The 18,010-nt window shown below is 67.8% G+C and carries 14 protein-coding genes and 2 pseudogenes; 6 read left to right on the top strand and 10 right to left on the bottom strand.

Annotated elements, in window-relative coordinates; all coding sequences use genetic code 11:
* Positions 1-1,124 precede the first annotated feature (1,124 nt).
* Together NRF20_RS02640 and NRF20_RS02645 are read right to left on the bottom strand one after the other, a co-directional pair.
* Positions 1,125-2,747, bottom strand: coding sequence for an ISL3 family transposase (locus NRF20_RS02640; RefSeq protein ID WP_413751913.1), 1,623 nt, complete (start codon positions 2,745-2,747; stop codon positions 1,125-1,127).
* Positions 2,748-2,907: 160 nt separating this feature from the next.
* Complete coding sequence (locus tag NRF20_RS02645; RefSeq protein ID WP_398632834.1) at positions 2,908-3,183, bottom strand: ATP-binding protein; 276 nt, start codon at positions 3,181-3,183, stop codon at positions 2,908-2,910.
* Between the two features lie 144 nt (positions 3,184-3,327).
* On the opposite strand from NRF20_RS02645, the gene NRF20_RS02650 reads away from it, so the two are divergent.
* Positions 3,328-4,545 (top strand): ISAs1 family transposase, encoded by a 1,218-nt coding sequence (locus NRF20_RS02650; protein ID WP_398632835.1) that lies wholly within the window; start codon positions 3,328-3,330, stop codon positions 4,543-4,545.
* Positions 4,546-4,555: 10 nt separating this feature from the next.
* Here NRF20_RS02650 and NRF20_RS02655 read toward each other — a convergent pair.
* A pseudogene (locus tag NRF20_RS02655) lies at positions 4,556-5,122 on the bottom strand (ISKra4 family transposase); the annotation flags it as partial.
* Between the two features lie 6 nt (positions 5,123-5,128).
* On the opposite strand from NRF20_RS02655, the gene NRF20_RS02660 reads away from it, so the two are divergent.
* Positions 5,129-5,308, top strand: a complete 180-nt coding sequence (locus NRF20_RS02660; RefSeq protein WP_398632836.1) for a winged helix-turn-helix domain-containing protein — start codon at positions 5,129-5,131, stop codon at positions 5,306-5,308.
* Positions 5,305-5,646 (top strand): hypothetical protein, encoded by a 342-nt coding sequence (locus NRF20_RS02665; RefSeq protein ID WP_398632837.1) that lies wholly within the window; start codon positions 5,305-5,307, stop codon positions 5,644-5,646. Before NRF20_RS02660 ends, NRF20_RS02665 begins: the two co-directional genes overlap by 4 nt.
* Before the next feature lie 19 nt (positions 5,647-5,665).
* On the opposite strand, the gene NRF20_RS02670 is transcribed toward NRF20_RS02665, so the two are convergent.
* The 4 genes from NRF20_RS02670 to NRF20_RS02685 form a co-directional block, all read right to left on the bottom strand.
* Positions 5,666-8,125, bottom strand: coding sequence for an Ig domain-containing protein (locus tag NRF20_RS02670; RefSeq protein ID WP_413751914.1), 2,460 nt, complete (start codon positions 8,123-8,125; stop codon positions 5,666-5,668).
* 54 nt (positions 8,126-8,179) lie between these two features.
* Positions 8,180-9,007, bottom strand: a complete 828-nt coding sequence (locus NRF20_RS02675; protein WP_398632839.1) for a carbohydrate ABC transporter permease — start codon at positions 9,005-9,007, stop codon at positions 8,180-8,182.
* Positions 9,004-9,813, bottom strand: a complete 810-nt coding sequence (locus tag NRF20_RS02680; RefSeq protein WP_398632923.1) for a carbohydrate ABC transporter permease — start codon at positions 9,811-9,813, stop codon at positions 9,004-9,006. The genes NRF20_RS02675 and NRF20_RS02680 overlap by 4 nt, the downstream gene beginning before the upstream one ends.
* A gap of 185 nt (positions 9,814-9,998) precedes the next feature.
* Complete coding sequence (locus tag NRF20_RS02685) at positions 9,999-11,282, bottom strand: ABC transporter substrate-binding protein (RefSeq protein WP_398632840.1); 1,284 nt, start codon at positions 11,280-11,282, stop codon at positions 9,999-10,001.
* Between the two features lie 113 nt (positions 11,283-11,395).
* Between NRF20_RS02685 and NRF20_RS02690 the strand changes: the two genes are divergently transcribed.
* On the top strand, positions 11,396-12,616 hold the full coding sequence (locus tag NRF20_RS02690; protein WP_398632841.1) for an ROK family protein: 1,221 nt from the start codon (positions 11,396-11,398) through the stop codon (positions 12,614-12,616).
* A 35-nt stretch (positions 12,617-12,651) separates the two neighbouring features.
* Positions 12,652-14,805 carry an alpha-galactosidase gene (locus NRF20_RS02695; protein WP_398632842.1) on the top strand — a complete coding sequence of 718 codons (2,154 nt, stop codon included), beginning with the start codon at positions 12,652-12,654 and terminating at the stop codon, positions 14,803-14,805.
* Between the two features lie 141 nt (positions 14,806-14,946).
* On the opposite strand, the gene NRF20_RS02700 is transcribed toward NRF20_RS02695, so the two are convergent.
* Positions 14,947-15,351, bottom strand: coding sequence for a transposase (locus NRF20_RS02700; protein ID WP_398632843.1), 405 nt, complete (start codon positions 15,349-15,351; stop codon positions 14,947-14,949).
* On the opposite strand from NRF20_RS02700, the pseudogene NRF20_RS02705 reads away from it, so the two are divergent.
* A pseudogene (locus NRF20_RS02705) lies at positions 15,314-15,454 on the top strand (IS5/IS1182 family transposase); the annotation flags it as partial. The gene NRF20_RS02700 and the pseudogene NRF20_RS02705 sit on opposite strands and share 38 nt — an antisense overlap.
* Positions 15,455-16,060: 606 nt before the next feature.
* On the opposite strand, the gene NRF20_RS02710 reads toward NRF20_RS02705, so the two are convergent.
* A complete protein-coding gene (locus tag NRF20_RS02710) occupies positions 16,061-17,425 on the bottom strand; it encodes a glutamate decarboxylase (RefSeq protein WP_398632844.1) in 1,365 nt (454 codons plus the stop codon).
* 331 nt (positions 17,426-17,756) lie between these two features.
* Positions 17,757-17,975 carry a DUF2776 family protein gene (locus tag NRF20_RS02715; protein WP_398632845.1) on the bottom strand — a complete coding sequence of 73 codons (219 nt, stop codon included), beginning with the start codon at positions 17,973-17,975 and terminating at the stop codon, positions 17,757-17,759.
* Positions 17,976-18,010: the final 35 nt, after the last annotated feature.

Below are 18,010 nucleotides of genomic sequence, written 5' to 3' on the forward strand. Positions count from 1 at the left end.
GGCAAGTCGCTGCTTGACATATGACCTGTCGTAGGTTCCAAGGAGGCCACGTGAACGGTGACTGGCCGACGAACGTGACCGCGCATAGCAGGGTTCGTCCAGGCCGGACGGTGACCAATGCCGGCGGGCACGGCCTACCCGCCGCGGCCTGGGCCGACCGCCCCGAGGACCCGAGCGGGCAAGCGCCAGGACCTGTCCGGGCACGGTGACCATCTGCGTGGACTGACCCGCCTCCTGCTGGGCGCCGCCCACACGATCGGAACGCCCGGGACAGCCCGCTCGGGACGGTGCGCGCACTGCGGCGGGACCGGCGATGCCCGCCCGCTGAGGGGCGCTGAGCGCCTGGTCCTCGCCGCCGTCGACGAGAGAAGGACACCGACGGCATCGACAAGCCGCTGTGGCGCACCCGCTGGTCCGCGCCCGCCTCGGAGAGGTACGAGCGCGTGCACCCTCCGGTCCTGCTCGCCTTCCACCAGGTCGGCAAGCGCTCCGCCAGAAGCTGGTCAGGGGCGCATCGTCCCCGGACGATCCGGCCCTGGCCGACTACTGGGCCGAGCGGCGACGCAAGAGCACACCCCCGCCGCTGGACCGGGCCACCCTGCGTCTGTTGCAGACACAGAAGGGCCACTGCCAGCTCTGCGGGCAATTGCTGCTGCACGCCGACCGATCTCCGCAGTCCCCGACCAGATGGGAGCAATGGCTCCGGAGCACCCGGAAGGCGATCAAGGCGCGACACATCGCCTATCAGGGAGAGAAGACACCGGAGGAGATCCAACTCCGCCTCGCTCACGCCTCGTGCCTGCGACGCGCGAACGTGTCGGAAAACGAGGTCGCCCTGCAGACCCGAGAGCCTTCAGGGCTTGCTTGAGCCGTATGCACGGATGACGCGCACGTACGGTTCTGAGGGGGCCCTGGTGTAGCAAACCCCCGTCGGCACAAGCCGACGGGGGTTCGTGACCTCTCACACTGCCTCTATGACAGGGCGGGTGTGAGAATGTGGGCCGGGGATCAGATTCAGGCGAAGATCACCAAGTGGGTCACTTTTGATACACCGTCAGAGGGTCAGAATTCAGGTTCTGGATCACTTTCCGTGCTCAGGCCACGGAGGGTCACCACAACCGCAATCATGAACGGCCTCCCGCCGCGAGGAGGACCCGCTTGCGGAGCAGATCGAAATTGGCCCGGCCGAACATCTGTCGCTTGAGCATCTTGATCTTGTTGTTGTGACCTTCGACGGCGCCGGAGCTGTAGCGGAGGCTGAGGCCGGCGACGACGGCGTCGAGGTCCTGGCCGAGGCCGTTGACGAAGGTGTGCAGGGCTGGCAGTTCGTCGGCCTGGACGTGCTCGATCCACTGGCCCAGCTGCCGACCCTGGCGGTTGTTCATGAGCTCGGCGAACGCGCGCGCGTGTTCGGCGGTTCGGTCGAGCTCGGGGCAGCGGGCGAAGATCTTCTTGAGCTGCTGGGCCTGGTCGTCGTCGAGGCGGTCGGGGCGGCGGGTGATCCAGCTGGTCACGTCACGCGTGGACGGGTTCTTGCGGGGCGGATCGTCGTGCGGGAAGGCTTCCCGGAGCCGTTGCACGTACTTCTTGACGACGCTTTCGCCGCCGCGGTAGCCGCGCTCGCGGAGTTCCTCGAACAGGCGGCGGGCGACGGTGCAGCCCTCGGCCCACCGCCGGTGCAGGTAAGGCTTGTAGGGATCGAGGATGCTGGTGCGGCCGGTCCAGCGTCCGACGAGTAGTTCGTCCGCGGTAGCCGCATGGGCGAGTCGGCGGACAGTATTGCGAGCCAGGCCGAGCCGGCGGGCGATGACTCGCAGCCCGAGTCCCTCGTCCAGCAGGTTGTGAACGGTCGCGTGCTGCTCGCGCACCCGATCGGACAGGCGGCCGGACTGTCGCGCCTCGGCCGGAAATTCCGGTGCCAGTTCCGTGGTCTTGGAGAGCACAGCGGTGCGAACCGGGGCGATGTCCTGCGGTTCACGCAGAAGGGCGCGGTGCTGGGTGACCGTCTTCTCGACGGCCTCGGCAAGGTTCTTCCAGATGTGCCAGCGGTCTGCGACATGGATCGCGTCCGGGGCGCCGAGCCGTCCGGCCTCGGCATAGGCAGTGGAGCGGTCCCGGCAGATCACTTCGACGCCGGGATGGTCGGTGAGCCACCGGGCCACTGTCGCCGTGGTCCGGTCAGGCAGCAGATCGACGGGACGGCGAGTATCGATGTCGATCAGGATGGTGCCGTAATTGTGGCCCTTGCGCAGCGCGAAGTCATCCACGCCCAAGACCCGCGGAGTGTGCGCTGCAGGGTCCGGCAGACGGCGTATCAGCCGCAGGAGCGTCGACCGGCTGGCCCGGACGGCGAGTGCGTGTGCCAGGCGGGCACCGGCTCGGCCGGCCAGCATAACCGCCAGCCGCTCAAGCACCGACTGCAGCCCGGCGCTGCGTCTCCCATGCTGGAAGGTCAGCCCCTCAACCTGCTCGGCGAACGTTGTCTGCGGGCAAGCGCCCTGGCGGCAGCGGAACCGGCGGACCCGTAACTCGATGACCACGGGACGGCCGCCGACCGCGCTGTCGGCGAGCCGACGCACGTACCGGCTGTGCACCCGGGCCGACGTCGTTCCGCAGGCAGGGCACACAGCCCGGTCCGCTGACGCGCGGGCCTGAACGACCACGAACTCACCGTCGGATACGACGTCTTCGATCACAGCGCCTTCGACCCGGTGGAACCACAGGTCCTGGAGGAGTACATCAGCCACGGCCGTTCATGATTGCGGTTGTGGTGACCCTCCGTGGCCTGAGCACGGAAAGTGATCCAGAACCAGAATTCAAGCGACGCCGAGAGCTGTCGGGGCGTCTGAACTTGGACCCACTTCGGCCGATTGAATCGTGACCCACGTGGCCTGTGGTTGTGGTGGTTCAGTCGGCTTCTTCAGTCGCGGTGGGGACGCGGCCGAGTTGCCGTCCGCGGCCGCGTATGCGATACGAATCGCCTTTCAGGGAGTGGACCTCAGCATGGTGGGCGAGGCGGTCGATCATGGCGGCGGCGACGGCCTCGTCGCCGAAGACCTCTCCCCAGCGTCCGAAGGGTTTATTGCTGGTGACGATCACGGACGCACGTTCATATCTGTTCGATATGAGCTGGAAGAACAGGTTGGCGGCTTCGGCATCGAAGGGGATGTGGCCCAGGGGCATTGCGTGATTGGGACTGGTCCGGTTCGCCGGTCTCGTGAGTGACGTGGCGTCATGTCCGTTGTGTGCAAGGGGTCCTGGGGAGCAGAGCAGGCACGGTGCTGGTGATCATGTGGTTGTCGAGACCCATGAGAACCGAGCGAGACCGTGCCTGCCCGAACATCATCGCTCATCCGTTCCGCACTGGAGCAACTGGGCTCCCCGACGGATCCCCTTACCTCAAGCGATGTCGCTGACCTGTGGCGTTTCCTGATCCTGGTCGCCGATCCCCGCGATGCGCGAGGACTGCGGTATCCGGCCCTCGCGTTGCTGTGCGCAGCCGTCTCGGCGGTGCTGACCGGGGCTCGCTCGCTCATCGCGATCAGCGAGTGGATCACGGATGCCCCGCAGCATGTGCTGGGCGTCCTCGGCTTCGCTGCCGATCCACTTACCGGTCTGCGGCCGGTGCCGCACGCCGCAACCGTGCGCGGCCTGCTGCAGCGTGTGGACGGTGACGCGCTGGACGCGGCGATCAGCGCGTATTTGCAGGGCAGAATGCCGCCCCCGGTCGAGCCGGAGGCGGAGAAAGGGCCGGTGCGACGGGTGATCGCGGTCGACGGCAAGGTGGTCCGCGGATCGCGAACCGCAAAGGCCGCGGCGATCCAGCTGCTGGGGGCGATGGACCACCACGGCGTGGTCCTGGCCCAGTGGCAGGTCGCTTCCAGAAGCAACGAGATCCCCTCCTTCGCGCCGTTGCTGGACGGTCTCGAGCTGGAGAACACGGTGGTGACCGCCGACGCCCTGCACACCCAGCACGACCACGGGGCCTATCCGACCAGTCGCGGCGCGCACTACGTGGCCGTCGTGAAGAAGAATCATCCGGGCCTGTACGCCCAGGTCAGGAAGCTGCCCTGGCGGGACATCCCGCTCGGGCACCGCACTCGCGACCACGCCCACTACCGCGACGAGATCCGCCGGCTCGAGGTCGCCGCGTTCAGCCACCTCGACTACCCCGGCGCCCGCCAGGCGATCCAAGTCGTACGGTGGCGACGCGACTTGAGCACCGGGAAGCTGACCATCGAGCGCGTCTACCTGATCATCGGCCTGAGGTCTTCGACGTCACCTGCACCGAGCTCGCCACCTGGATCAGAGGCTACTGGGGTATCGAGAACCTCCTGCACCATGTGCGGGACCGCACGTTCCGCGAGGACTACTCCAAGGTCCGCACCGGCACCCTGCCGCGCGCCATGGCCTCCCTGCGCAACCTCGCCATCGGCGTCTTCCGCCAGGACGGCCAGACCAACATCGCCGCCGCCCTCCGCCACACCGGCCGCGACTACCACCGGCCCCTACGAGCCCTCGGTGGGTGTGATTTTTCTGAGGTGAACATCTCGGATCAGGCGGTCAGTCTGAATTCGGCCTGGTCGGGGCTGGTGTAGAGCCGTTCATGCTCGCGTGCGGTGTGGTGGGCGCAGTAGGTGTCGAGGTCGTTGTTGGCGGTGAGAGCGCGGAGACGGAGGACGGCTTCGGCTCCTTCGAGGCCCCAGCGGGCTCCCGTGATGTCGAGACGGTCGCCGCTGAGGTGGCGGCAGGCGCCTTCGACGGCGCCGGTGGCGATGGGTCGGCCGGCTTCGAGTGCGGTGTCGTAGTGGAGCTGGTCGAGGTGGCCGGTGAGGTAGTGGTGGCATGCGGTGACGGCCTCGCGGCGGGAGCGGGCAAGCGTTCGCGGGCGGCCTGGGCGAGCATGTCATGGGCGGCGCGGTCGGCCTGGCCTGGCCTGCGAGGATCGTGGTCAGGTGGTCGCGGCCCAGGTCTCGGCCTCGCGGCTGCCGGGTGTGTGGAAGGCGTGGGCGGCGGTCCAGCTGTATTCGGCGACGTGGACGAAATCGAGCAGGACGTGGACGGTGATGTTGCGGCGTTCGGCTTCGGCGTGGATGAGGTGACCCCTGTGGTGTGGACCGTCGCCTGGGTGCGCACACTGATCGGGCGGAAGTTCCACATCTCCTACAGCGTCTCCGGCGCCACCCGGCTGCTGCACCGGATGGGCTACAGCGTGCAGGTGCCCGCCCGGCCCGCCGCCGAACGCGACGAAGACGCGATTACTGCATGGCGGGAGGCGACCTGGCAGGAGGTAAAATCCTCCGGGTGACGACCGGCTCGTTCATCTGTTTCGAGGATGAAGCGGGCGTAACCGGTCGGCCGCCCAAGGGCCGCACCTGGGGCCGGCGCGGGATCACCCCGACGGTGCGTGTGCCCGGGTGCAGCCGTGGCCGCCTCTCGGTGGCCGGGCTGCTGTGCATCAGGCCGGGCCTGCCCACCCGCCTGTGCTACCGGCTGCGCCGACACGCCGGCCGCAAGGGCGAGCGCCGCTCGCTGAGCGAGACGGACTACATCCGCCTGCTCGACGGCGCCCACCGGGACTGCGCCAGGTCCAGTACCGGCCCGACCTTATTGACGGATGCCTTGCCGGCACTGGACTCACCCTGACGACACCACGCCTACAAGCTCAGTGACTGCCGACCTCGATCACGTAGTCGCGCTGCGCTGTCGGCTGACCGGAGCTCTGGTACGCCGTGACCGTGAACCGCGCCGCTCCCGCAGTGACCGGTGTCCCCACGATTCCGCCGGTATCGGCATTGAGTACGAGCCCCGCGGGCAAGGCCCCCGAGGTAACCACGTATCGCGTGGTCGCCGGCGTGTTGGTCTTCACGGTCGCCTCGTACAGGGCTCCCTTGGCTGCCGCGGGCAGCGGTCCGGCGTCGAGCTCCGGGGTCGGAGCGACGACTACCTCGGGGGTGCCGACCGGCTTGCCGTCGGCGTCCAGCTCCTGCAAGGACCAGCGCTTGCCCGGCTCGACCACGTTCAGGTGCCAGTTCGTCTTCAGGTCGCGGAACCGCGCCCGCTGCTCCGCGGTGAACGCGCCCAGGTTGCGTGCCGTCTCCCATTGCTGAATGGCGTCGAGCAGCCGCGTCGTGTTCTCCCCGCCCGACTCGAGGCGGGAGACCGAGCTCTGGAAGCCTGTCCCGGCGTTCAGGCCGGCGCCTCGAGCCAGCTTCCACTCCATGGTGAGCAGGCTGTCCGAGCCGTTGAGGCTGATCCAGCCGAGCATGCCGGGGAGGAAGTTCGCCTGGAGGTACTTGTTGTTAGTGAACACCTGCTCCATCGAGGTGCTGCCGACTTCACCCCAGCTGGCCCGGGTCAGCGCGTCCCAGGTGTTCGAGGTCATCCGGCTGGTCTCGGAGATGAATCGGTCCTTGGCATCGATGTGCCGGAACGTCCCGTTCACGAGGTGAGCCATGCCGTAAGCGCCCCAGCCGGACTCCGATGCCGACTCCAGGCCGTCCCACGACATACCGGTGATGCCGGTCTTGTTCCATGCGGTGATCAGCCTGTTGCTGATCTCGTCGAGGACGGCATGGCCACCGATCGCGCCGCCGTAGCTGTTGGCCACGACTCGGGCGGTGTGGTCACCCTCAGGGTGTGAGACCGCGACCGATCCCCATCGCGCGCGCTGCACGCCGGTCAGCTTCCACTCCTTCCCCACCTGCTCGGCCGCTCCGTAGCTGACGAATTCGTCCCCGATGCGCAAGTAGTTGTAGCTCAGGCCCGCAGCAAGCAGCGCGCCGGAGTCGAGGTACACGGTGGTGTCGCCGGCCGTCAACGGACGGGTGAGCGAGGCGCTGCCCCCCGTCGCAAGCCGGTCGTCGGCGGGTGGCGTGAGGTAGTCGTCTCGCGGGAACCGGGCCCAGTCGTAGGGCTCGTCGCCGGTGCTGATGAAGTCCGACAGGGTGTGCACGCCGAGCTGTACACCGTTTGCCTTGGCGATGTTCACGGCTGCCGCGGCCCCGGCGTCGCTCCCGCCCAAGCTGGAGTCGAACTTGTAGTGGCCGCTCGACTCCCATGGGCCGTAGCTGCTGGTAAGTGAGTAGATGCGGTTCATGCCGGCCGCCTTGGCGAATCGGGCCGCCGCCGGAATGTTGTCGGTCTGCAGGTCGCCGAGCACCAACCATGACTGGCTGCTCGCCTGGGAGGCCTTCTGCCATTGCCCGTTCAGCTTTGGGTAGGGCAGCTTCTCGCCCGTGGCGATGTTGGACAGGATGGTCGGAGTCGCCTCGGGCGAGGCTCCGAAAAGTGCGATCTTGGAACCGGCGATCCTGCCGTCCCGGCCGGGCAGTGGCCCGACCGGGATCGGATAACCGCGTACCTTGCGGTGGCGTTCCTTGGTGTAGTCGAAGGTGAAGGCGCGCAGTACGGAACCCCAGGGGGTCACGCCTGCCGCGCTCCACTCCTCCAGGGAACCCACGCTCACATGGTCCGGATCGCGATCGACCTCGCTCTCCCAGCCCATGTCCTGGTCCTCCTGCGGCCAGGCGCCTTCGGTACGGTCGGTCAGCGGTCGGAGCCCGATGGCGAAATCGTCGTCGCGGACCACGCCCACCGATGTGCCGACCGTCTTGGAGATCGACGTGGCCAGTGGACCCCAGAGCAGGGTCTGCACATCGACGCCCTTCGGCGCGTCGATGGCGACCGCTTCGAACGTGGTGTAGCCGCCGCGCTTGCTGACCAGCTTCACCTGGATCTTCCAATGCGCCGCCTCGTTCCGGAACGTGAGCATCTGGCCCCCGGGTCCGGAACGGTGAACCGTGGTCGGCCTCTGCTGCTTGCCGTCGACGACCAGGCTGACCAGGGACGCCGCATGACCGGGCGCGATGTGGTCGACCCCGGTCCTGACGTCCTCCAGGCCTACGACCGTCCCTGTCCTGTCGAGCTCGAGGTCCAGATAGCCGGCCTGGATCTCGATCGACGGAGTCGTACCGTCAGGTCGTGCTTGCGCCGGCTGTGCGCCGACCGCGGGCAGAATGCCGGCGGTCAGCATCGCGAATGCGAGGGCACCGGCCGTCCGCCGACGCCGCTCGGGCCTCCTCCGAGGGGGCTGAGATCCGACTACGAGTTCTGAGAACCGCATGATGTTGCTCCTGTCACTCTCGACGGAAACTGCTGCACCGGCCGCTCGTGCCGGTCATCCCTTCGTGGCACCCCCTGTCAGGCCACGGACGAATTGCTTCTGGAAGGCGAGATAGAAGGCCAGGACGGGCAGTGTGGCCAGCAACATGAACGCGAACACCGCCCCGAAGTCCTGCTGGTAGGGGCCGATGGAGCGGAAGATCCCGACCGTCACGGTGTTCCCGGCTCCCGGCCCCAGGACGAGCAGCGGGGTCAGGAAGTCGTTCCAGACCCAGACCCCGAGGAAGATCAGCACGCTGGCCGACGCAGGCCGCAGCAGCGGGAAGACGATCTGCCAGAAGATCCGGAACCGGCCGGCGCCGTCGACCGCCGCGGCCTCTTCGAGTTCGCGCGGGATCGAGCGGATGAAGCCCATGAAGACGAACACGGCGAACGGCAGGTAGTACCCGACGTCGACCAGCACGGCGCCCGGCATCGTGTGCAACAAGCCGATGGCGTCGAGGATGCGCGTGATCGGAAGCATGATCACTGCGGGCGGGATCATCAGGCCGGCCAGCATGACGCCGAGGACGGCACGGCTCCACCAGCGGCCCGACCGCACGAGATGGTACGCCGACATCGCGGCCAGCACGGTGGTGATGAGGATCGATGCCGCGGTCAGCGTGACGGAGTTGACGAGGCCGTACCAGAACAGCCCGTCCGGCCGGCTCAGGACGTGCTCGAGGTTGTCGAGGGTCGGCGGAACCGGGAGCGCCAACGGCGATGCGACGACCTCGGAGCTGGGTTTGAAGACGTTGACCAGCGCCACGTAGAGCGGCATACAGAAGACGGCCGCCACGCCGGTGGCCAACAGCGGCCGTATCCACGGCGTTCGGGAGTTCACAGATTCACCTCTCGTCGTTGCAGGAGCCTGAGCGTGGTCACGCTCGCGACCGAGACGACGACGAGCATGATCCCGGCCATCGCGGACGCCACTCCCGGGCGTTGCTCGGAGAAGGCGGTGCGGATCACCTCGAAGGCGACGGTGGCCGTGCCGTCGGTGCCGGGGCCGCCGTTGGTGAGCACGGCGATCTGGTCGTAGACCTTGAACGAGCTGATCATCAGCATCACGGTGTTGATCGTCAACGCGGGCGCGAGCAGCGGCCAGGTGATCGCGCGGAACTGCTGCCAGGGGCCGGCGCCGTCGAGGCTCGCCGCCTCATCGAGCTCGGCGGGGATCCCCGCGAGCCCGGCAAGGTAGACCACGACGGCGAAACCGAGCAACTGCCAGACCATGATCCCGGAGACGGAGTAGATCGCGTACGACGGATCCGTGAGCCAGCCCGGCGGGTTCTCGACCCCCAGCGAGACGAGCGTGCTGTTCAGCAGGCCGTCGTCCGCCAGGATCGAGCGCCCGATCACCGACACCACGACAGCGGAAAGGATCACCGGTGTGAAGTAGACGCTGCGGAGCAGGCTGTAGAGCCGACCCTGCCGGCGCAGCAGCAGGGCGATCGCGAGACCGAGCAGGTTCGTCAACAGCACCACGATCACCGTGATCACCACGGTGTTCCACAAGGAGTGCCGGAACTCCTCGTTCCCGAGGAGGAAACCGTAGTTGTCCAGGCCGACGAACGAGGTCTCCGGGCGGGTGGCGCGCTCATCGGTCATCCCGACGTAGAGGGTCCACAGGATGGGCGCCAGGACCATCGCGGTGAAGATCGTGAGGGTCGGCAGGACGAAGACGGCGCCGGCTCCTGCCGACGACCACGTCCAGGTGCGGCGCCGGTGCGGCCCACCCGCGCGCCCGGACGAGGCCGCAGTGGCCTGCGGCCGGACAGGCCGCGACATTCCTCCGGCGGCGACGGTCTCCGTCCGGGCGAGCGAGGGGCGCGTCACTTCGAGAGCTCCTTGAACTTCGTGTTCAGCGTCGCGACGAACTTGCCCACGTCCGCACGGCCGTTGAGGAGATCGTTCAGTGCCGCGTCCACCTTGGGCATGAAGCCCGACGGCAGGGCCGGGACACCGCTCTCGTTTCCGAAGCTCGGCGTCACGGTTCCGCTGGACTGGGCCTTCTCGTAGAGATCGAGGGTGGTGTTGTACAGCGGCGGCAGGCCGGACGGCGGCTTGTAGCCCTTGAGCGCGACGAACAAGCCGTCGTACTTCGCCCCGCCGTCGGCGTTCAGCTTCGAGAACTCGATGGCCCACTGCTTGGCCTTCGCGACGTCGGGGGACTTGGCGCTCACCGACAGCCCACCGCCGGTGTACGCGGGCACGACGAGCGAGCCGTCCTGCGTGGGCATGGGGAAGGCGCCGAACTCCTTCTGCTGCGCCTTGTCCGGGGACGCCGGGAACCACGAGCCCATCGGGTACATGGCGCCCTTGCCCTTGAGGAAGGCTTCCTGCGCCTGTGCGTAGGTGGCCGACAGGTTGTCGACGTTCTCCTTGCCCGCCAGTGCCTTCATCTTGGTCGCCGCGTTGACGAACAGCGGGTCGCTGAAGTCGGTCCTTCCCGCGGTCAGCTTGTCGAGCCACTTCGGGTCCTTGGCGTAGACCTCGTCGGCCACCAGCTGGGCGAAGGTCCATCGCGGGCCGAGGCCGTCCGGTGCACCGCCGCCGATGACGAACGGCTTGATCTCCGCCGCCTTCAGCTTGCCGACCGCGGCGAGCAGGTCGTCCCACTTCTCCGGAGGAGTGGTGATGCCCGCCTTCTCGAAGGCCGCCTTACGGTAGTAGATCTGCCAGGTCTGCGAGTTGGTGGGCAACTGGTAGATCTTGCCGCCGAAGCTGTTCGCGGTCGGGCTGGCCCAGTCCACCAGTTCCTTCTTGCTGAACTGGGCGAGCTTGCCGCCCTCCGCCAGTCCGGCAGGGTCGATCGCGACCATGATGTCGGGCAGTGCGCCGGTCGAGTCGAGTTGGCGCGTGTACTCGTTGCGCTGCTCAGCACTCGGCGCGACGAGTTTCTTGATCTTCACCCCCGGCACCTTGGCGCTGGTCCTGGCGATGATGTCGTCCCAGTAGGAGGCGGTCAGGTTGGGAGTCTCGAAGGTGAGCAGACTCAACGTCACGTCACCGCCCGAACTGCTCCCACCTCCGCTCCCGCCGCCGACGGCACAGCCGGTCAGCGCGACCAGGCCCAACGACACCGCTATCGCACCCCAGTTGGCCCGCTTGCTCATGAGGCCCTCCTTGCTGGTCGAACCCACCAGGGGATGTCGCTCGGCCAGAATTTAGATAAGTAAGTTTCTTGTCAATATTGCTGTTGCGGCGTCAATTTAGATAGCGTGCCGCCGTGAGTCAAGACATCGGTGAAACCCGGGGCAGCACGGCTCCCGCAGGCCGTGCGGGCGATGCCCACCTCCTGCGCAAGCTCAATCTCTCGGCCACGGTGCGGGCCTTCCTCGACGCCGCGTCGCTGACGGTCAGCGACGTGCGTTCGATCGTCGGAGTCTCCCGCCCCACCGCCGAGGATCTGGTGGCGACGCTGCTGGACGAGGGCTTCGTCCGTGAGGCGCTCGACCGTCCCAACGGCGAGCGGTCGGCGGGGCGGCCGGCCCGTCGCTACGAGGTCGTGGCCGAGAGCTTCGCCGTCGTCGGAGTCGACATCGGCGCCCACAAGGTGGCCGTGGTCGTCTGTGACCTGCGCGGAAACGTCCTGGCGGTGCGCCGGCGCAGCGTCGACTCCGGCATCGGACCGGCCGGGCGCATCGGGGCGGCGGCGCGACTGGTCGAGGCGACCCTCCGGCAGACCCGGACGAACGGGGAACACGTCCGCTCGGTGGCCTGCGGCATCACCGGTGTGGGGGCCAACGGCTCGGAGGTCATGGACATCCGCACCGTTCCCGCGGGCCAGGACCTGGACGTCTACTCACTCCCGGGTTTCGACAAGATCGACGTGGTGTCGGAGGTGTCGGAGCGCTTCAAGCGCGACGTGCTGGTCTCCAACGACATCCACCTCGCGGCGGTGGCCGAGCAGTGGCAGGGCGGTGCCGGAGCACGCGACCTCGTCTACATGCACGCCGGCCGCCGCCTCGGGGCCGCAATCGTCATCAACGGGCAGATCCACAACGGGCGGCACGGCCTGGCGGCGTCCGTCGGTTCGATGAAAATCCTGGGGTGGGCCGAAGCGATGGCGCAGCTCGACCGCGAGAGCCGCAAGCTTGCGGGCTCGGCCGCCGAGGAGTCCACCAGCGGCAACGTCCGGGCGCTCTTCGAAGCGGCCGCGAACGGCGACCGCACTGCGGTGCGGACCGTCGACCGCGTCGCCGAGGCCCTCGCCCTGGGCGCCTCCGTCCTGGTCCACGCCGTCGACCCCGATCTCGTCGTGCTCGGTGGCGGCCTGTCCCGCGCGGGGGACGTGCTCGCCGGCCCCTTTGAGCGGCACTTGGCCGCGACCTCCCTCAACAGGCCGGAGTTCCGCGTGTCCCTGCTCGGCGACGAGTCCGTCGCTCTCGGCGCCGCCAGGCTGGCGCTCGACGATCTCAAGGCGCGTCTGCTCGAAGTGCAGGCCTGATCCACCCCCCTCTCACCGCACCAGGGAGTCACCGAATGATCGAGCCCGGACGCGTTGCCGTGCCCGTGCCCACCACCCCCGTGTCCCTCTCCGGACTCGGCGGGACCGAGACCACGACGATGGTCCTGCTGCCGAGGTCGGACGGCTTGCCCGACATCGGGTGGGTGGGGCTTTCCCTGGCGGCGACGGACGTGAGATCCCTGACGATCCCGGCCTCGGTCGAGACCACGGCCTGGAACTCCTGGCTGATCGGCTCACCGGTCAGCGTGCTCCCGGAGCATGCGCGCGGCTACCTCGGACGGCCTGCGCTGCTCGGCCACCGGGTCGGCTCCGAAGGCCCCGGGAGCGACTGGTCCACCGCGTTCGGCCCTGGCTCGGTGCGGTGTGACGACGGCTCGCTCGTGGTCCAGGCCACCGACGAGGCAGCGGGACTCGAACTGTGCTTCGAGGCCGAAGCCGTCCCGGGGGGAGGGCTCCGCCTCCGGCACCTGTTGACCAACGTCGGCGCCGGCCCGTATGTGGTCGACGCGCTCGAGGTGGTCATCCCCGTTCCGACCGGCGCGGGCGAGATCCTCGACTTCACCGGGCGATGGGCCCGCGAGCGGCAGCCCCAGCGCCGTGCCCTCGCGGACGGGCAGTGGGTCCGGGAGCACCGCCGCGGCATGCGCATCCTCGACGGCACCGGCCTGATCGTGGTCGGTACCCCTGGCTTCGGATACGGCGACGGTGAGGTGCTCGGTGTCCACCTCGCCTGGAGTGGCAACCACCGGTACACAGTCGAGCAGCTCAGCTCCGGCGTCGCCGTCGTCCGGGCCGGCGAGTTGCTGCACCCGGGCGAGCTGACCCTCGCCGAGGGCGAGACGTACGCGATGCCCTGGGTGCACGTGGCCGCGTCCGCGCGCGGCCTCGACGGCCTGGCGGACGCAACACATCAGTACATCCGGTCGCTCGCAGCCCATCCGTCCCCGCCCGCACCCGTCATGTTCAACCCGTGGGAGGCGGTCTACCTCGACCACGACCTCGACACACTGACCGCACTGGTCGACATCTCGGCCAAACTGGGCGCCGAGCGTTTTGTGCTCGACGACGGGTGGTTTGCGGGCCGCACCTCCCTCGACGACGGCCTGGGCGACTGGACCCCGGACCCGGCGGTGTGGCCGCACGGGCTGGCACCGCTTGTGGACCGGGTGCACGAGAAGGACATGGAGTTCGGGCTCTGGTGGGAGCCGGAGGCTGTCAACCCGAACTCCGCGGTCTACCGCGACCATCCCGACTGGATCCTGCGCACCGGCGACCGGTCGCCCGTGCTGGAACGCAACTGCTACCTGCTCGATCTCAGCCGGGAGGATGTGCGGACACACCTGCTCGACGCCTTCGGCCGCCTGGTGGCGGCGCACCGGATCGACTTCGTCAAGTGGGACCACAACCGCGACCAGATCGACGGCAGTGACTCGCGCGGCTCCGGCCGGCCCGCGTCACGGCGGCAGACCCTTGCCTTCCGCGAGCTCCTCGACGAGCTGACCCGCCGCCATCCCGGCATCTCGTGGGAAAGCTGTGCCTCGGGAGGCGGCAGGATCGACCTGGACGTGCTCGAGCGGGTCCAGAGCGCCTGGGCCTCCGACGTCACCGATCCGCTGTCCCGCCAGCCGATCCAGCACTGGACCGCCCAGCTAGCCCCGCTGGAGTACCTCGGCGCTCATGTCGCCGCGCCGGTCTCCCACCAGACCGGCCGGACCAGCATCCTGGACCTCCGCGCAGCCACGGCCTTCTTCGGTCAGTTCGGCGTCCAGTGGGACCTCACGAAGGTGCCGGCCTACGAGCTGGACCGCCTCGCGAGCTGGATCGGCCTCTACAAGCGGCACCGCGCGCTCCTGCACACGGGGCGGCTGACGCGCGTCGAACTGCCCGACGGTCTACTCGCGCATGGAGTGGTCGCTCGGGACCGGTCGGAGGCGCTCTTCTCCTATGCCCAGCTCGATGAGATCGTGCCCGTGCCACCGCGGCTCCGCATCCCGGGACTCGACCCGGACCAGACCTACAGCGCCTCGCTCGTCGCGCCGGCCGACCCGTCGGTGACCTGGGAGGTCACGGGCGTCCAGGCCTCCGGTGCGGCGCTGGGAGCACTGGGGCTGCCGGGTCCTGCGCGGGCACCTCAGAGCGCGGCGCTGGTCCACCTGCGCGCCGTCTGATCCGGCGGAGCACACGGCCTGTGGGGGTGCCGAAAGTCACGCACGTCCCCTGAACAGGCACGTTGCAGTGCCGCCGCCGACCATTAATAACCCGATTCCACCCGCTAACTTGACTCTGTCGGGGATCTTGGGTGGTCGGGTTCAGCTACCGAGGGTTCGCCAGGACTTCGGCCGGGGGATCTGGTTCTGATCCAGGAAGGTCTGGAAGGCGGTCGGCGGTCTCGGTGGAGAGGCTTCCGCGGTCACTGATCGGCCGCTGAGGCGTTCGATGTTCACAGCGATGGCCGTGAGTACGTGCTGCAGGTGGGTTTTCGACCGTCCTCGGTAGCGGCAGTGGCGCATGCCGTGTCCGTGGGCGAACTCGTTGATGGTGCCATCCACTCCGGAGCGGGCCGCGTAGCGGGCCTTCCAGTTGGGTGTCTGCTGCTCGCTGCGGACGCGGACTTGAAGGTCGCGGAGTTCTCGCGGGGGAAAGCCCACGTTCCGGGCACCCTCGCGGGAGCTGGTGCAGGTCCGCGCCCGCGTCAAGCACGTCTTCGCCCGCATGAAGACTTGGAAAATCCTCCGCGACTGCCGCCTCAAAGGCGATGGCGTCCACCACGCCATGCTCGGCGTCGCCCGCCTGCACAACCTCAACCTCGCCGGATAGGCGAGCAGCCGGACTGGCCACCGACCACGTCCACACCCAGTCAAAGATCATTTACGGGACAAGCCTTTTAATCCTCGCGATCACACGACGGGGGGCCTGGGTGGCAGTCGAGGCGACGAGTTGGCAGAAGGAACAGGTAAGCCGTGCATACGTACACGCCCTCGCCACTCAAGGTGGATACACCATCTGTGACTGGAACGTGGACAAAGACGGAGTCGTTGGCGCGGGCGGTGTGTCCCTCGGTGATGCTGATGTCCTGGTCCGGCACCAGTTCGTGGATGGTGTCGCCGGTGGAGGTTTCGCGCAGCCGGCAGGTGCCCGGGGCGATGCCTTCGAAGACAAGTACTCCCCGGTGTCGGTCTCTCCTTCGGCGGTGACCTTTCCGGTCGTGTCGAGGAGCTGGAACACGGCTCCGACCAGGACGCTGCCTTCGGGGTCCTTCTTGTGGATCCCGACCCCGCCCGGAGGGGCTTCGACGTCCACGGTGGCCGTGTCCTCGGCGGTGGTCATGTCACCGGCCAGCAGCATGCGTGGGCAGCCGGGTTCTGCCGGAGCCCTTCAGGGAGCGACTTCGTCGCCCGTCCCTGGGGGTGCCGGTTGCGGGCGTCAGTAGCCGGTGCCGCGCTTGACCTGGGCCCGCTCGACCTCGGTGGTCGCACCCTTGTGGTCCAAGGTGTCACACGCGTTGGCGATGTCCTGGGTCAGGCGATCGATCTGCTCGCGGCTCAGGGTCTCCTTGACCAGGGCACGCAGGATCTTCACCCGCTCCGCGTTGGGCGGGAGCGTGTACGCCGGCACCATCCAGCCGCGCTCGGCCGAGAGCTGCCAGGCGACGTCGGACTCGTCGTAGGCGTGCTTGCCGGCGAGGCGGAAAGCTACCAGCGGCAGCTGCTCGAGGTCGCTGCCGATCACTTCGAAGCGGCCGCTGCTACGCAGGTTGTCCGCCAACGCACGGGCGTTCTCCTGCATCGTCTCCATGACGTAGGTGTAGCCCTGGCGACCCAGCCGCACGAAGTTGTAGTACTGCGCGAGGACCATCGACGCGCCGGTCGAGAAGTTCAGCGTGAACGTCGCGTCGGTCTTGCCCAGGTAGTTCTCGTAGAACACGAGGTCCTTGGCCAGGTCGGACTCCTCGCGGAAGACCAGCCAGCCGATGCCGGGGTAGACCAGGCCGTACTTGTGTCCCGAGACGTTGATCGAGCGGACCTGCTCGAGCCGGAAGTCCCATTTCGAGTCCGGGTAGAGGAAGGGCCACACGAAGCCGCCGCTGGCGCCGTCAACGTGGATCGGGATGTCGAGGTCCCGCTCCTTGCGGACCTCCCGCAGGAGCTTGTCGATCCCGACGACGTCGTCCTTGTGGCCGGTGAACGTGGTGCCAAGGACGGCGACGACGCCGATCGTGTTCTCGTCGAGGTGGGGCTCCACGTCCTGCGGGCCGATCGTGTACTTGTCCTCGGCAAGCGGCACGATCCGCGGCTCGACGTCGAAGTAGCGGCAGAACTTCTCCCACACGACATGGACATCGCCGCCGAAGACCAGGTTGGGCCGGTCGACCGACAGGTTGGCCGCCTGGCGGCGCTCCCGCCACTTCCACTTCAGCGACAGCGCGCCGAGCATGATCGCCTCGGACGAACCCTGGGTCCGACATCCGGTGGTCCTGCCCGGTGCGTGGAAGAGGTCGGCAAGCATGCGCACGCAGCGCTGCTCGATCTCGGCGGAGATGGGGTACTCCGCGTGGTCGATGAAGTTGCGGTGGAGGTTCTCGGCGATGATCCGTTGCGCCTCCGGCTCCATCCAGGTGGTGACGAACGTGGCGAGGTTGCGCTGCGGGTCGCCCTCCATGACGAGGTCCTCATCCAGCAGCCTCATTGCGTCCGTCGCGGTCATGCCCTCCTCGGGGAAGGTCTCCGAGGGAGCGGGCTCGGTCAGGAAACGGTTGCCGAACAGCGCCGCGACGTCTCTCTTGGTCATGCCGACGATTCAAACAGTCCCGGAGCCTTCCTCGGCGAAGAACACGCCGAAGAAGAAAAGCGAGCCGTGGTCTTCGTCATATCCATCGTTATTGCCGCAGCGGGTACCTACGTGACCGCCTTTATGCCGGGTCGTTCGCGGCCCCAATCGCCAGCGAGGTTGCTGCGAGCTGAAAATCGGCATTGGCGGGGCGACCACCGAGATCCTCGCCACGGGTCGACCGAGGCTGGGCATGAGGCTACGCCCGAGATCAAGGCCGGGCGAGGCTTCCGATATCAGGCATCATGTGCGACCGAAGAAGAATATCGGTTTGGGGCCGACGGCTATTCGGTCACCCACTGGACGAGGTGCCGTTCTCAAGGATGCTGACAATGGAATAGAGCGAGAAGCAGATCGCTTCCAGCCCATCGAGCACCCGTGCGGCTATGAACACGTTTGAGTCGACCACCGCTACTTGGAAAACGAATGCCGCCAGGAAGAGACACGTGAGTGCCGTGAGAACCGGGAGCAATGGCACCTGGTTGGCAAGGTTGAACGTCCGGCGCCACACGAGGGCGAGTGCTCGGCGCTCCGACGAAAAGGTAC

It is taken from the genome of Streptomyces sp. R-74717 (assembly GCF_047305335.1).
GTDB classification, from domain to species: domain Bacteria; phylum Actinomycetota; class Actinomycetes; order Streptomycetales; family Streptomycetaceae; genus Streptomyces; species Streptomyces atratus.

Bases quoted from the DNA above. Each gene is read 5' to 3' on its own strand.
- NRF20_RS02710 (WP_398632844.1), bottom strand. From the start codon at position 17,425: ATGACCAAGAGAGACGTCGCGGCGCTGTTCGGCAACCGTTTCCTGACC.
- NRF20_RS02680 (WP_398632923.1), bottom strand. From the start codon at position 9,813: ATGGTCCTGGCGCCCATCCTGTGGACCCTCTACGTCGGGATGACCGAT.
- NRF20_RS02695 (WP_398632842.1), top strand. From the start codon at position 12,652: ATGATCGAGCCCGGACGCGTTGCCGTGCCCGTGCCCACCACCCCCGTG.
- NRF20_RS02700 (WP_398632843.1), bottom strand. From the start codon at position 15,351: ATGCGGGCGAAGACGTGCTTGACGCGGGCGCGGACCTGCACCAGCTCC.
- NRF20_RS02685 (WP_398632840.1), bottom strand. From the start codon at position 11,282: ATGAGCAAGCGGGCCAACTGGGGTGCGATAGCGGTGTCGTTGGGCCTG.
- NRF20_RS02670 (WP_413751914.1), bottom strand. From the start codon at position 8,125: ATGCGGTTCTCAGAACTCGTAGTCGGATCTCAGCCCCCTCGGAGGAGG.
- NRF20_RS02645 (WP_398632834.1), bottom strand. From the start codon at position 3,183: ATGCCCCTGGGCCACATCCCCTTCGATGCCGAAGCCGCCAACCTGTTC.